Consider the following 14,261-nt stretch of genomic DNA (forward strand, 5'->3'; position numbering starts at 1 on the left):
CAACGAAAAACCCCTCGCCGGGCGAGGGGTTAGGGAAATTACTTCGCGGCTGCGGGCGCTGCTGCCGGAGCCGGAGTGGAAGCCTGTTCAGGCTGAAGCTGGAATACCACATCTACCTGGTCGTCAAACTGAATGGTCGTTTGCTCGTAGGTTTCCTGAGCGGATACCGGTGCCGCATCGGCCTTCATCATGCGCACCATCGGGCTCGGCTGGTAGTTAGAGACGTGATAGCGCACGCTGTACACCGGCCCCAGCTTGCTGTGGAAGCCTGCTGCCAGCGACTGAGCCTGATGAATCGCATCATCAATCGCCGCTTTACGCGCCTTATCTTTATACGCATCCGGCTTCGCCACGCCCAGCGATACGGAGCGGATCTCGTTCAGACCCGCCTTCAGTGCGCCGTCCAGCAGCGAATTCAGCTTATCGAGCTGACGTAACGTGACTTCTACCGTGCGCACCGCGCGGTAGCCCTTAAGCACGCTTTTACCGTTTTGATAATCGTAATCCGGCTGAGTACGCAGGTTGGCGGAGCTAATGTCGTTTTTGGCGACGCCATTCTGCTCAAGGAAAGAGAGGTATTGCGCAACGCGCTGATCGGCCTGTTTCTTGGCGCTTGCTGCATCTTTAGCCGCAATATTAACTTCAATCGCCAGCGTCGCGATATCCGGTACTGCCGCCACGCTTGCTGTCCCCGACGTGACGATATGCGGGCCATCAGGCAACTCATTTGCCTGTACGGACATTGCGCTAAACCCGATTGCAGCGGCCAGAGCCATCACTTTAAACTTCACTGTTGTATCTCCTTGGTTATCACCCGACAACGGGGTCTTGCCTGCAAGCTTAGCCATTGCCGGGAGAAAGTCCATCAGATGAGGCCTAGTTCATAAGCGCGTGCAGGTGGCCAACCCCCTCTTTTGCCAGCTGAAAAGCGATAAACCACATCACGATCCCAACGACGAGGTTGATAATGCGCTGCGCCTTCGCGGTGCGCAAACGCGGTGCCAGCCAGGCCGCCAGTAGCGCAAGCGCGAAAAACCACAGGAACGAGGCGCTGATGGTGCCCAGAGCGAACCAGCGCTTAGGCACGGCCTCCAACTGGCCCCCCAGACTGCCCAGCACCACAAAGGTGTCAAGGTAGACGTGCGGGTTAAGCCAGGTCACCGCCAGCATAGTCACGATGATTTTCCAGCGCCCCTGCTTCATCACTTCCGCGGTGGCCAGTTCAATGTTGCTGCCCATCGCGGTTTTCAGCGCGCCGAAGCCGTACCACAACAGGAACGCAACGCCGCCCCAGGTGACCAGTGCCAACAGCCACGGAGAGGCCATAAGCAGCGCGCTGCCGCCGAATACACCCGCGCAGATAAGTAACATGTCGCTGACGGCACACAGCAAGGCAATCATCAGATGATACTGGCGGCGAATACCCTGGTTCATCACAAAAGCATTCTGCGGGCCGAGCGGAAGTATCATGGCTGCACCAAGTGCAAGACCTTGAAAATAATAAGATATCACGATAGTTTTCTTTAAGTAGTTCAGGAATGGCGCTGACTATAACGCGATAGAATCATTAGCGGAAATTGATATTTTTAATCAGTAATAAGTTTAGCTAATTATAAATTGAAAATACGCGCACCGATGCAGGCCGGATACGACGTTTACGCCGCATCCGGCATTAATGCGCTCGATCAGTGCCTGATGGCGCTACGCTTATCAGGCCTACCTTGGTTGGTCGCCCATAAAAAAACCGGGCATCAGCCCGGCCTTATTACTGCTTAGAAGCGGTTACTGTTGGGCAGAACTGCCAGGCTGCATATGCACGTCTAGCTGTGGATAAGGGAAGCTAATGCCGTTGGCATCGAACTCGCGCTTAATTTGCTCCAGCACGTCCCAGTAGACGTTTTGCAGGTCGCCGCTCAGGCTCCAGGCACGCACGACAAAATTTACTGACGACGGCGCCAGTTCATTTAAACGCACGGTAATATCGCGGTCTTTGAGAATACGGTTATCCGCTTCAAGAATACGGGTGAGGATCTGCTTAACTTTATCAATATCCGCATCGTAAGAAACGCCAATAATAAATTCATTACGGCGCGCAGGTTCGCGCGAGAAGTTAATGATGTTGCCAGCGATAATTTTGCCGTTAGGGATAACGACAATTTTGCCATCAACGGTACGCATGGTAGTGGAGAAAATCTGCACGCTCAGCACGGTACCGGCCACGCCGCCCAGGTCAACGTATTCACCCGCACGAAACGGGCGGAACATCACCAGCAGCACGCCTGCGGCCAGGTTAGACAGCGAGCCTTGCAGCGCTAGACCTACGGCTAAACCCGCGGCACCCAATACGGCAATAACGGAGGCTGTTTGTACGCCCACGCGCCCCAGCGCAGCGATCAGCGTGAAGGCAATCACCGCATAGCGCACCAGCGCTGAGAGGAAATCAGCCACGGTGGCATCAATTTTACGCGCCAGCATCAGGCGGTTGACGGTGTTCGAAACGATGCGCGCCGCAATCATCCCCACAATGATTATCGCGATTGCCGCAACGATATTGACCGCGTAGCTCAGCAGCAATTCCTGGTTGCGCACCAGCCATGAACCGGCGTCATTTATGCTATCGACAACGTTTAAATCTTCCATTCAATATTCCTTATGGATACCCGGATGGGAAACGAAAAACGGCCTGCAACAGTACAGGCAGGTATAAAGGGTAACCAAAAAAGGCGACTTTTGCCAAGTTGATCACGTTTTTATACCGTTCCATCACTTTGAAAAGACAATAAAAAAAGCCCACCTTTCGGCGGGCTTTCAGGCAAAAATCAGGTTTTCTTACAGAACGTCTTTCGCGTTCAGTTCAGCAAAAGCCTGTTCCAGACGCGTAATCATAGACGTCTGAGCAGCGCGCAGCCATACGCGCGGATCGTAGTATTTCTTGTTCGGCTGGTCTTCGCCTTTCGGGTTGCCCAACTGGCCCTGCAGGTAAGCTTCGTTAGTTTTGTAGTACTGCAGGATACCGTCCCAGGTTGCCCATTGGGTGTCGGTATCGATGTTCATTTTCACTACGCCGTAGCTAACGGAGTCTTTGATTTCCTGAGCAGAAGAACCGGAACCGCCGTGGAAGACGAAGTTCAGGCTGTTGTGCGGCAGGTTGTGTTTCTTAGAAACGTATTCCTGAGAATCACGCAGGATAGTCGGGGTCAGAACCACGTTACCTGGTTTGTACACGCCGTGTACGTTACCGAAGGAAGCTGCGATGGTGAAACGCGGGCTGATTTTGCTCAGTTCAGTGAACGCGTAATCAACGTCTTCTGGCTGAGTGTACAGTGCAGAAGCGTCCATGTGGCTGTTGTCCACGCCGTCTTCTTCACCGCCGGTGCAACCCAGTTCGATTTCCAGAGTCATGCCCATTTTGGACATACGCGCCAGGTATTTGGAGCAGATTTCGATGTTTTCGTGCAGGGACTCTTCGGACAGGTCGATCATGTGAGAAGAGAACAGCGGCTTACCGGTAGCAGCAAAGTGTTTTTCACCCGCGTCCAGCAGACCGTCGATCCACGGCAGCAGTTTTTTAGCGCAGTGGTCAGTGTGCAGGATAACCGGAACACCGTAGTGTTCAGCCATCTGGTGAACGTGATGCGCGCCAGAGATCGCACCCAGGATAGCCGCGCCCTGAGGAACGTCGGTTTTCACGCCTTTACCCGCGATGAACGCAGCGCCGCCGTTAGAGAACTGAACGATAACCGGAGCTTTAACTTTTGCAGCGGTTTCCAGTACGGCGTTGATGGAGTCAGTGCCCACGCAGTTAACTGCTGGCAGAGCGAAATTGTTTTCTTTTGCTACCTGGAAAACTTTCTGTACGTCATCACCGGTGATAACACCTGGTTTTACGAAATCAAAAATTTTAGACATGTTACGTAGTCCTGTATCTTCGGCCGTTAGAAAAGGTGCGAGCTCTATAAAGCGCGCTGAAAATTGGGCAGGTTTCCCTGCCCTTGAATGACTTACTTCTTAGCGCGCTCTTCGAGCATTGCTACTGCTGGCAGTACTTTACCTTCCACGAATTCGAGGAACGCGCCGCCACCAGTGGAGATGTAGGAAATTTTGTCAGCGATACCGAACAGGTCGATTGCAGCCAGGGTGTCGCCGCCGCCTGCGATGGAGAACGCGTCGCTGTCTGCGATTGCGTTAGCCACGATTTCAGTCCCTTTGCGGAAGTTCGGGAATTCGAACACGCCAACCGGGCCATTCCACAGGATAGTTTTCGCGTTTTTCAGGATTTCAGCCAGTTTCTCAGCGGACGCGTCGCCCAGGTCCAGAATCTGCTCGTCATCTTTGATGTCGTTGACAGATTTCAGGGTTGCGGTCGCGGTTTCAGAGAACTCGGTCGCTACGCGAACGTCGGTCGGAACCGGGATGTCACAGGTGGTCAGCAGACGCTTAGCTTCATCAACCAGGTCAGCTTCGTACAGGGATTTACCGACGTTGTGGCCTTGCGCAGCAACGAAGGTGTTCGCGATACCACCGCCCACGATCAGCTGGTCAGCGATTTTAGACAGAGAGTCCAGAACGGTCAGTTTGGTAGAAACTTTAGAACCACCAACGATAGCCACCATCGGGCGAGCTGGTTCTTTCAGTGCTTTACCCAGCGCGTCCAGTTCTGCTGCCAGCAGCGGGCCTGCGCACGCAACGTCAGCAAATTTGCCGATACCGTGGGTGGAAGCCTGTGCACGGTGTGCAGTACCGAATGCATCCATTACAAACACGTCGCACAGTGCAGCGTATTTTTTGGACAGCGCTTCGTCGTCTTTCTTCTCGCCTTTGTTGAAGCGAACGTTTTCCAGAACAACCAGCTCACCGGCAGCAACTTCAACGCCGTCCAGATAATCTTTAACCAGACGAACCGGAGCAGACAGTTTGTCTTTCAGGTAATTAACAACCGGCAGCAGAGAGAATTCTTCGTTGTACTCGCCTTCGGTCGGACGACCCAGGTGAGAAGTCACCATCACTTTCGCACCCTGTTTCAGCGCCAGCTCGATAGTTGGCAGTGAAGCACGGATACGTGCGTCGCTGGTTACTTTCCCTTCTTTAACTGGTACGTTCAGGTCCGCACGGATGAAAACGCGTTTACCAGCCAGATCCAGATCGGTCATCTTAATTACAGACATGGTGAATCCTCTCGTTGATACTTAAAGTTTTGTCGACGCTCAAGCGTCGAGCCTGAAACCAATAGCGGCCATTGCTAACGTGGTGTCGAGCATTCGGTTAGCAAAGCCCCATTCGTTATCACACCAGACCAGCGTTTTGATCAGATGCGCTCCACTCACCCGCGTCTGCGTGCCATCGACGATGGCGCTGTGCGGATCGTGGTTAAAATCAGTTGAGACCAACGGTAATTCCGTATAGTCAACTATACCATGAAATGCACCCTGTGCTGCTTTTTGCAGCAACTGGTTGACTTCACTTGCTTTTACAGGTTTTTTCACCGTCACGCTCAGGTCAATTGCCGTCACGTTAATGGTCGGTACGCGCACCGCAATCGCCTCAAATCGGTCACTGAACTGCGGAAAAATACGGGCGATGCCCGCTGCAAGTTTGGTATCAACCGGAATGATAGACTGGCTCGCCGCGCGCGTGCGACGGAGGTCGGGATGATAAGCATCAATCACCTGCTGGTCGTGCATCGCAGAATGAATGGTTGTCACCGTTCCGGACTCAATGCCGTAGGCATCATCCAGCAATTTGATGACGGGAATGATGCAGTTCGTGGTACAGGAGGCGTTGGACACAATACGATGTTCCGCACGCAGCTCATGCTGATTGACCCCATAGACGACGGTTGCGTCGAGATCGTTGCTGCCAGGATGTGAAAAGAGCACCTTCTTTGCGCCTGCGGCGATATGCGCTTCACCGTCTGCACGGCTACCGTATACGCCGGTACAGTCGAGCACCACATCAACCGACAGTTCACGCCAGGGGAGCGCGTCAATAGAGCGCTCGTGCAAAAGACGGATAGCATCATCGCCGACAAACAGCTGCTCGCGCTCCTGGCGAACATCCCAGGCGAAGCGCCCGTGGCTGGTGTCATATTTCAACAAATGCGCGATGCCAGCGGCATCGGCCAGTTCGTTGATGGCCACCACGGTGATTTCCGCACGGCGTCCGGATTCATACAAAGCACGAACCACATTACGTCCAATGCGGCCGAAGCCGTTAATCGCTACGCGTACGCTCATAGGTCTCCTGCAAGGTTGTCCCGACGCTAAGTGGCAAACAGAGTAATGCAGCCGCACGTTCAGGGAAACCTTACCCGCCACAAACCGTGACTGAATGGTTAAATGTCGAACAATTCATCGACTGAAACGCTTCAGCTAGAATAAGCGAAATATGGAATAAAAGGAATGTTTGTCCAGACAAACGCGCCAGTAATCTGACATACATCACATTTTTACAGGAATAATCTGCGGAGAAATTCCATGCCGCCCTTCGCTTATCCCCCTTCTCTGTAACCGGCGTCGGCAATCAACCTCAACCGCACCAGGCTAATATTATTAGCTAAAGATGACTTTATCGCTGTGCGAGTCACAGAATCCTCTTTTCGTAATGATACACTCACCAGCCAATATAAAAACGCCCGAAAAATAAGCATACGCTTTAATTAATAAATATCACAAAAATATATCAACCGAAAATATATGCATTAAAGAAATATTTCTGACGCTAATGACGAATTTCATTATTCACCCACAATTATCGCCATCATTCCGGTTTAAATATTCACAAGGATGATTTATGAAGCAGCAAATGCAAATGATTGGGCAAGCCATGCTGGTCCCCATATCAATTATTACTATTGGTTCCATGTTTATGGGATTCGGCAGTGCATTGACGAATAAAGAAACGCTGGAGGCATTACATCTCGGCGCTTTATTTAATCAAGAATCACTATGGTTTATCACGTTCAGCGTAATGAAGGCGACGGGGGACGTGGTATTTCGCAATTTACCGCTGTTCTTCTCGATCGGCGTCGCCTTTGGTCTGGCAAAAAAAGAGAAAGGCTGGGCCGCCTTTTCCGGCGCCGTTTGCTTTATGTCGATGCATTTCATCCTCAGCACATTACTTACGCTTCATGGTCTTAGTGAACAAACGACGACGGCCAGTTGGTTTATCAATCAGCGCCACCTCGACCCGGTCGCCGCGGTGCAAGAAGCCTCTATCTATACCACCGAATTAGGCATGTTCACCTACCGCATGAGCGTCTTTGGCGGCATGGCGGTCGGTCTTGTGACTGCCTGGCTGCATAACCGACTTTACAACGTAAAGCTACCGATGGTGCTCTCCTTCTTCGCCGGTACGCGCACCGTGCCTATCGTCACGCTCGTCGTCGGTGCGCTGATGGGGTCAGCGCTCTATCTCATCTGGCCGCCTATCGGCTGGATGCTGGCGCAGTTCAGTAAGCTCATCGGTGATTCCGGTTTATTTGGCACCTTCCTCTGGGCAGTGGCCGATAAATCGCTGCTGCCGGTAGGCCTGCACCACCTGATCACAACCCCCATTCGCCTGACCGAGCTCGGCGGTTCAATGGAAGTGTGCGGCAATCTGGTCAGCGGTACCACCAACATCTATATGGCCCAGTTGGGCTGTAGCGACACGCAAGAGCTGCTGGTGCGCGGCTTCCAGTCCGGACGCGTCGTCACCCACTTCGGCGCGTTGCCGGGAGCCGCGCTTGCCATGTACCACTGCTCCCGCTCTCAGCATAAAAAGGTCGTTGCGGGCCTTCTGCTGCCGGTGGTGGCAACGATGATACTATTTGGCGTAACGGAACCTATCGAATATACCTTCTTGTTTGTCGCCCCCTGGCTTTTTTATCTGGTCCACGTACCGCTCACTGGTTTAATTTTCGTTTTAACGGAAATGGCTAACGTTTCTGTCTACGGCGGCTGCCTGAAAGATATTCTGCCGGTATTGCTTCAGCCCAATAAATTAAACCTGTGGGGATATCTCTGGTTAACCCCTCTCTTTTTTGTCGTCTACTATGCGCTATTCCGCTATTTAATTACTCGTTTTAACGTGATGACCCCGGGCCGTGAAGAAGAAGTTACCGGCGGTGATGACGTGAAGCTTTTCAGCAAACAGGATTTTAAAAGTAAAAGCGCAGCATCCCCGGTTAAAGCACCGAGCGATGAATTTTCCATGCAAATTATTGCCGCTTTCGGCGGCAAAGAAAATATTGCTCAGTTCGATAACTGTATTTCCCGGCTACGCGTCGAGGTGATCGATCCTTCACGCGTCGCAGACGATGACGTGTGGAAGAAAACCCTGCGCGCCAAAGGCGTCGTGCGCGTCGGCGAAACCGGCTGGCAAATTATCTACGGCACCGAAGTGGTGATGATTGCCGGCGACTGTAAAGAACTGCTTGAGGAGGACTAATGGATAACCTCTCAACGGAGCATATTGAGTACGTCGCACATCCCTACGAACAAAAACGGCTTATCGCGCTGCCGTTCGATCCCGGGCCCGACGTTGAACGGCTGGAAATCAGCTACCGCGTCAACGACGGTAACGTGGTCGATTTAGGACTAAAAATCGGTGAAGAAACCCTCGGCTGGAGTGGCGGAGCGCGGCAACACATTGCGGTCAGCGAAAACTTCGCCACGCCCGGCTACCGGCGAGGCGCGTTGCCCCGAGGTAAAGGATACGTGCTGCTGGGGCTGCATAAAATCACGACCGTGTGCCGCATTCAGGTCGAGATCGTGCGCTACCACAAGGCGCTACGCTGGCTGCGCGGGGATACACATATGCACTCCGAGCACAGCGACGGCAAGCTAAGCATAGCAGCGCTGATCGCCAGAGCTCGCTCACTTAATCACGATTTTCTCTGCTTTACCGACCATAACACCATGACGCAAAACCGGGAGATCGACGGCATCAACGTACCACAATGCCTGATTCCCGGTATGGAGCTCACCACCCCGCTCGGGCACGTCAACTTTCTCGGCGTTGCTCAGCCTGTGCACAGTTTTCTGCCCAGCTTCAGCGCAGCGGAGATCGCACAGAAGATGGCCGAAGCTCGCAGCAACGGCGCCTGGATTGGCATTAATCATCCGTTCTGCCAGCACTGCCCATGGCTGCTGCCCTTTATCAATTTCGACTGGCTTGAATTGTGGAACGGCCCCTGGGAGGCAACGACCCATAACGAAGCCACGTTTCAGTACTGGCTACAGCAGCTGCGCCTGGGGCAGAACATTGCCGTTACCGCCGGCAGCGATTTCCACAAAGAAAAATCGCTGACGCTGCCTACTCTTGCCGTGCACAGCCGCAGCGCTGAACGCCGCGACATTCTGCATGCCATCGCCAGCGGTCGCAGCTATATGCAGAGCCACGATGATATTCGGCTGCGGCGTTTTGCCGCCGGAGACGCCGGGGCCGGGGACACGACCGTAAGCCCGGCACTGCATGTCGATCTCAACGTGCCAGCCCACCACCAGGTGCTGCTCTATACCGAGAAGCAGGTGATTGAATTGCCGCACCGCAGCGGCGTAGTACAACGGGACATTCACTGGGCCAACAGCCGCTTTGCCTTTTTACGGGTGAACGATGGCTCCCGCGCCCAACTGATTAGCAACCCCATTTTCAGGGAGTGAACATGCAGCGCGTGCATATTATTTATAAAACGCATCTCGATATCGGCTTCACCGATTATGCCCAGACAATTGAAGATAAATACCTGACGGAGTTTATTCCGGCAGTGATAGCGCTTGCCCGCGAGGTGAACGCCGGAGCAGAGAAAAATTTTATCTGGACCTGCGGTTCCTGGCTTATCCACCGCTACCTGCAGCGCGCGGCTCCCGAGGATCAGGCCAGGCTTTGCGAGGCCATAGCGGCTGGCAACATCGTCTGGCACGGTCTGCCGTTTACCACCCACAGCGAGCTGTTTACGCCCACGCTGATGCGCCACGCGCTCTCCTATAGCCAGGCGCTGGACGCGCGTTTCCAGCGCCGGACGATTGCCGCGAAAATGACCGACGTCCCGGGTCACCCGCAGGCTATCGTGCCATGGCTAGCCGACGCCGGGCTGCGCTACCTGCATATTGGCGTGAATGCGGCCTCCTGCCCACCGGATGTCCCGTCGCTGTTTATCTGGAAATACGGCCAGCGCGACATCGTCGTCAACTACTCTTTCGGCGGCTACGGCAACGAAACCTGGTGTGAAGCGCTGGACGAGCTGCTGGTCTTTTGTCACGCCGAAGATAACTGTTCACCGCCGACGGCAGCCGACGTCATGCAGCTCATTGAACGCTACCGCCAGCGTTATCCCGAAACACAGGTCAGTGCTTCAACGCTGGACGCGTTCGCCGCCCGCGTGGAAACCCTCCGCCCGACTCTGTCGATCATCGATGCTGAAATCGGCGATACCTGGAACCACGGGCTGGCCAGCGACCCGGGGAAAGTCAGCCGCTATCGCCGTTTAAGCCGCCGTCTGCAGCAGGAAATTGTCTGCCCGCCTGAGGCCCTTGATGCCCTTCTGATGGTGCCGGAGCATACCTGGGGAATGGATCTCAAACTGCATCTTCCCGATTACTGTCATTACCTGCCAGAAGCGTTCAGCGCCGCGCGCGCCGCGGACAGCATTCACGCCCCGGTGCCGGAAAAATATGCATCGCTGAGTCAGTTTATTGCGCAGTCTCCCCACCAGGCCACCCGCAGCTATGGTCACTTTGCACGGTCGTGGGAAGAACAGCGACGCTATCTCGATAGCGCCTGCGCACATCTCCCCGCGCCGCTGTGTGACATCGCCGGAGCAGGCCCTATCGTCGCCAAAGGGATGGCAACCGAACTGCGTCAGTTCACCTTCGGTGACTACGACTTTGCCCTGGCGAATGACGGCAGCCTGTCGTCGCTCAACGTTGACGGCAAGCCGGTGCTCGACGCCCCGTTTGCCCGCCTGATCTATCGGCAGGTCGGGCCGCAGGAGTATGACCATTTTCGCGACCGCTACCTGCAAAATCTCGATGCCACCGCCCCATGGGCGCTCTCTGACTTCACCCGACCCGGTCTGGAGCTCACCCCACGTCCGGTCACCACTCAACAGGTCAACTTTGCACTTAAGCAGGTGCGCTTTCGCGGCGAGCTGAATGCCTGGTACGTGCAGGCCACCGTCCGGCCCGACGCCGCGCCCGGCATTGAATTACGGCTGCCTGAAGGGATCGTTCTGGAATACGGCTTTAGCAAGGTCCGCCGCGCACTGTCGCTGCGGGTCAGCATCCGCGGGAAACAGGCCAACCGCCTGGCGGAGGAAATCTGGCTACAGCTGGGGCTGGCCAACGTGGGCCAGAGCATGTGCCAGAAACTGGGCTACCCCACCGACTGGTTTAACGTGGTCAGAAACGGCAACGCCAACCTGCACGCGGTGGAGTTTGCGCGCACCGAACAGTGGACGCTGGAGCCTCTCGACGCGCCGCTGCTGGCGCTATACCAGCCGAAGATCCTTTGCTTTGGCGAGCCGACCGCTTCACGCGTCAGCCTCTACGGGCAGCTCTATAACAACATCTGGGGCACCAACTTCCCGATGTGGTACGACGACGATATTCACGCGGAGTACCGCGTCTATTTTAAAGACAAAGGGGAGGCGCAATGAACGACGTCCGCACCATCCACGCCGTCTCGCATACCCATTGGGATCGCGAATGGTATTTCTCCACGCTCGACACCCAGCTTTTCGCGCTCAAAGCCTTCAGCGAGCTCATTGAAGCGCTGGAAAACAACCCCCGCTTCGTTTTCCATCTTGATGGCCAGAGCTCAATCTTTGATGATTTTATTCGCCTTAAACCCAAAATGGCCGAGCGGGCGCGCAGGCTCGTTCAGCAAAAACGGCTGCTGATCGGCCCGTGGTACACCCAGCCGGATCTGTTTAACATCGCCACGGAATCGATGTTTCGTAACCTGCGCATCGGCATCCACCACGCGCGTGAAGCAGGCTACTGCATGTCGGTGCTGTACCTGCCGGACACCTTTGGCAGCCACGCCCAGTTGCCGCAGATTGCCCGCGCGTTCGGGCTGCGGCATATCCTGCTGCGCCGCGGTTACGATCCGCAACTGATGGGGCCAACGGAGCTGTGCTGGGAGGCGCTGAACGGCGATTGCGCCACCACCGTGATAACGCCCTTTGGCTACTCGCTTGCCCACCCCGAACGCGGTGGCCGCTGGCGCAACTTCCGCCCCGCGCATTTCGACGAAGAAACGTTCCCACTCATTACCCGCATGAAGGCGCTGTCGGCGTCGCCGGATCTCCTCTGCCCGATCGGCGGCGATCAGGTCAGCTGCGATGCTGACTTCGACCGGCTTATCGCCGCCGTTAACGCGCTTAGCGAAGACCGCTGGGAGGTCAGCAGCTATGAACGTTACTTCGCCACGCTGGCCAGTCAGACGCTGCCACGCTGGCGCGGTGAGTTTCGTACGCCGCGCCTTTCCCGGGTACACAAAAGCATTGGTTCTTCGCGCTACGACATTAAAAAAGCCAATGCTGATGCGGAAAGGTGCCTCACCCGGCTGGCAGAGCCCATGCTGGCGCTGGCACGGCGTAACGGCTTTAGCGAAGGTGAAGAGATGCTGGAGCAGGCGTGGCGCTGGCTACTCGAGTCGCACGCCCACGACAGCATGGGCGGCTGCAACAGCGATGAAACCAACCGCGACGTGCTGCACCGTTGCCGTCAGGCGCAGCAAATCGGCGAGGCAATATTCAGCCTCCACGCTCGTCAGCTTCTGGCGAATCTTGAGATCCAAACGCCCTATCGCTTTCTGGTACTCAACGGGACCAGCAGCCCCGCCATCGACGTCCGCCAACAGACGCTTATTACCCCCACGGCCCAATTTGCGCTCATCGGTGAGAATGGCGAACCGATACGCGTCGTGGTTCATCGACAGCGCCAGGTTCAACTACCGCGCCATGTTCTGCTGACGCCGGATGGCGAGGTCGAGACAGAACAACAGTGCTGGTACTACGAAAACATCGTCGACCTGCTCAACGTACCGGTGCCACCGCTGGGCTTCGCGCTCTTTTACGTCGCCCCCAGCCAGCGGCCGATGCTCTTTCCCCTCTCCTGCCCTGAAGCGCTGGCGATCGAAAATGCGCACTATCACCTGAGCCTGCGGGACAACCAGCTACAGCTGTTGGAGAAAAACACCGGCCGCAGGCTAACGCCGCTGCTGCAACTGCGCGATATCAGCGACGATGGCGATCTCTACGACTTTTCGCCCCTGCCCGGCGATAGCGGGCTGCTCTTCTCGCACTTCACCCTCAGCGAGGTTCAGCAGCATCCGTGGCAACAGTCTCTGCGCCTGCACGCCGCGCTGCGGCTGCCGGAAGGGATTAATGACGACCGACGGGCGCGTAGCGATCGCCTGCGCGTCGTTAACGTCACACTGACGCTGACCCTTGAAGACGATATGCTGCACGGCGAGCTGACTATCGAAAATACGGTACGCGAGCACCGTATGCAGCTGCTGTTCAATACCGGGCAAACCATCGCCGCGGTGTGCGCCGACGTGCCGTTTGGCACGCTCATGCGCACCAATCAGCAGATTGCCGATAGCACAGGCTATGCGGAGCGCCCGGTTGATAGCGAACCCTTTATGCACCGGCTGAGCCCACACGCCGATTTTCACGTTTTCGCCCGCGGCCTGAAAGAGTACGCCTATCAGGGGCAACAGCTTCGCCTGACGCTGTTTCGCGGCGTCGGCCAGCTTGGTAAAGACGATCTGCTGTATCGCCCTGGGCGCGCCTCCGGGCAGCGCCAGGCCACGCCGGAAGGTCATCTCCCCGGCGAGCTGAGCTTTCACTTTGCGCTGTGTCTCGGCACGCATTCCCCGGCGCAGCTGGCGGTACGCGAACAGCGCTTCAGCGCGCCGGGGCGACTGTGGCAATGGCAGCACGATCGAACGGGTCTTCAGCGCTTAGATAATTTTGATGTATTTATTCCCGAACGGGACATTGCCCACCGCCAGCTGCTGAGCCATTTGCCCCAGGGCTGGGTAATCAGCGGCGTTGACGTGCTGTACGGCAAAACGTTGGTGCGGCTGTATAACCCATCGTCAGAAGCCCTGACCATACCGGAAGACTGGCGCGGTTATGTCTGTAACGCGCTGGGAGAAAAAATAGAGAAAGCGGTTTTACGGGGCAACGATCATCTGACGCTTGACCTCAGCCAGCTGGCTCACGATAGGCCGGTCTGATATCCCCACGCCATAAAAAAAGGCCGCTTTCG

Annotated in this window: 10 protein-coding genes; 4 read left to right on the plus strand and 6 right to left on the minus strand. The window is 55.6% G+C overall.

Annotated features, from left to right (window positions below; genetic code table 11):
• Positions 1–38 precede the first annotated feature (38 nt).
• From V6942_RS02610 to epd, 6 genes are all read right to left on the minus strand, one after another.
• A complete protein-coding gene (locus V6942_RS02610) occupies positions 39–791 on the minus strand; it encodes an oxidative stress defense protein (protein ID WP_106925747.1) in 753 nt (250 codons plus the stop codon).
• Between the two features lie 85 nt (positions 792–876).
• Positions 877–1,512 carry an arginine exporter ArgO gene (argO, locus tag V6942_RS02615; RefSeq protein ID WP_106925745.1) on the minus strand — a complete coding sequence of 212 codons (636 nt, stop codon included), beginning with the start codon at positions 1,510–1,512 and terminating at the stop codon, positions 877–879.
• A gap of 270 nt (positions 1,513–1,782) precedes the next feature.
• Positions 1,783–2,640, minus strand: a complete 858-nt coding sequence (mscS, locus tag V6942_RS02620) for a small-conductance mechanosensitive channel MscS (RefSeq protein WP_106925743.1) — start codon at positions 2,638–2,640, stop codon at positions 1,783–1,785.
• Positions 2,641–2,829: 189 nt separating this feature from the next.
• Positions 2,830–3,909, minus strand: a complete 1,080-nt coding sequence (fbaA, locus tag V6942_RS02625; protein WP_106925741.1) for a class II fructose-bisphosphate aldolase — start codon at positions 3,907–3,909, stop codon at positions 2,830–2,832.
• A gap of 92 nt (positions 3,910–4,001) precedes the next feature.
• The gene (gene pgk, locus V6942_RS02630; protein ID WP_106925739.1) at positions 4,002–5,165 is read right to left on the minus strand and encodes a phosphoglycerate kinase; all 1,164 of its coding nucleotides are present in this window, start codon (positions 5,163–5,165) and stop codon (positions 4,002–4,004) included.
• A gap of 39 nt (positions 5,166–5,204) precedes the next feature.
• On the minus strand, positions 5,205–6,233 hold the full coding sequence (epd, locus tag V6942_RS02635; protein ID WP_106925737.1) for an erythrose-4-phosphate dehydrogenase: 1,029 nt from the start codon (positions 6,231–6,233) through the stop codon (positions 5,205–5,207).
• A 556-nt stretch (positions 6,234–6,789) separates the two neighbouring features.
• Between epd and V6942_RS02640 the strand changes: the two genes are divergently transcribed.
• From V6942_RS02640 to V6942_RS02655, 4 genes are read left to right on the plus strand one after another with little or no spacing between them, the layout of a single operon-like run.
• Positions 6,790–8,427 carry a PTS transporter subunit EIIC gene (locus V6942_RS02640; RefSeq protein WP_333500787.1) on the plus strand — a complete coding sequence of 546 codons (1,638 nt, stop codon included), beginning with the start codon at positions 6,790–6,792 and terminating at the stop codon, positions 8,425–8,427.
• Positions 8,427–9,641 carry a CehA/McbA family metallohydrolase gene (locus V6942_RS02645; protein WP_333500788.1) on the plus strand — a complete coding sequence of 405 codons (1,215 nt, stop codon included), beginning with the start codon at positions 8,427–8,429 and terminating at the stop codon, positions 9,639–9,641. The genes V6942_RS02640 and V6942_RS02645 overlap by 1 nt, the downstream gene beginning before the upstream one ends.
• 2 nt (positions 9,642–9,643) lie before the next feature.
• Positions 9,644–11,635, plus strand: coding sequence for a DUF5054 domain-containing protein (locus V6942_RS02650; RefSeq protein ID WP_333500789.1), 1,992 nt, complete (start codon positions 9,644–9,646; stop codon positions 11,633–11,635).
• On the plus strand, positions 11,632–14,229 hold the full coding sequence (locus tag V6942_RS02655) for a hypothetical protein (RefSeq protein WP_333500790.1): 2,598 nt from the start codon (positions 11,632–11,634) through the stop codon (positions 14,227–14,229). Before V6942_RS02650 ends, V6942_RS02655 begins: the two co-directional genes overlap by 4 nt.
• Positions 14,230–14,261 lie beyond the last annotated feature (32 nt).

This window comes from Kluyvera genomosp. 2 (genome assembly GCF_036759865.1).
In the GTDB taxonomy this organism is placed as follows: domain Bacteria; phylum Pseudomonadota; class Gammaproteobacteria; order Enterobacterales; family Enterobacteriaceae; genus Kluyvera; species Kluyvera ascorbata_B.

Coding starts and splice junctions, on each gene's coding strand:
- V6942_RS02645 (WP_333500788.1), top strand. CDS start 8,427: ATGGATAACCTCTCAACGGAGCATATTGAGTACGTCGCACATCCCTAC.
- V6942_RS02640 (WP_333500787.1), top strand. CDS start 6,790: ATGAAGCAGCAAATGCAAATGATTGGGCAAGCCATGCTGGTCCCCATA.
- pgk (WP_106925739.1), bottom strand. CDS start 5,165: ATGTCTGTAATTAAGATGACCGATCTGGATCTGGCTGGTAAACGCGTT.
- epd (WP_106925737.1), bottom strand. CDS start 6,233: ATGAGCGTACGCGTAGCGATTAACGGCTTCGGCCGCATTGGACGTAAT.
- V6942_RS02650 (WP_333500789.1), top strand. CDS start 9,644: ATGCAGCGCGTGCATATTATTTATAAAACGCATCTCGATATCGGCTTC.
- V6942_RS02655 (WP_333500790.1), top strand. CDS start 11,632: ATGAACGACGTCCGCACCATCCACGCCGTCTCGCATACCCATTGGGAT.
- mscS (WP_106925743.1), bottom strand. CDS start 2,640: ATGGAAGATTTAAACGTTGTCGATAGCATAAATGACGCCGGTTCATGG.
- fbaA (WP_106925741.1), bottom strand. CDS start 3,909: ATGTCTAAAATTTTTGATTTCGTAAAACCAGGTGTTATCACCGGTGAT.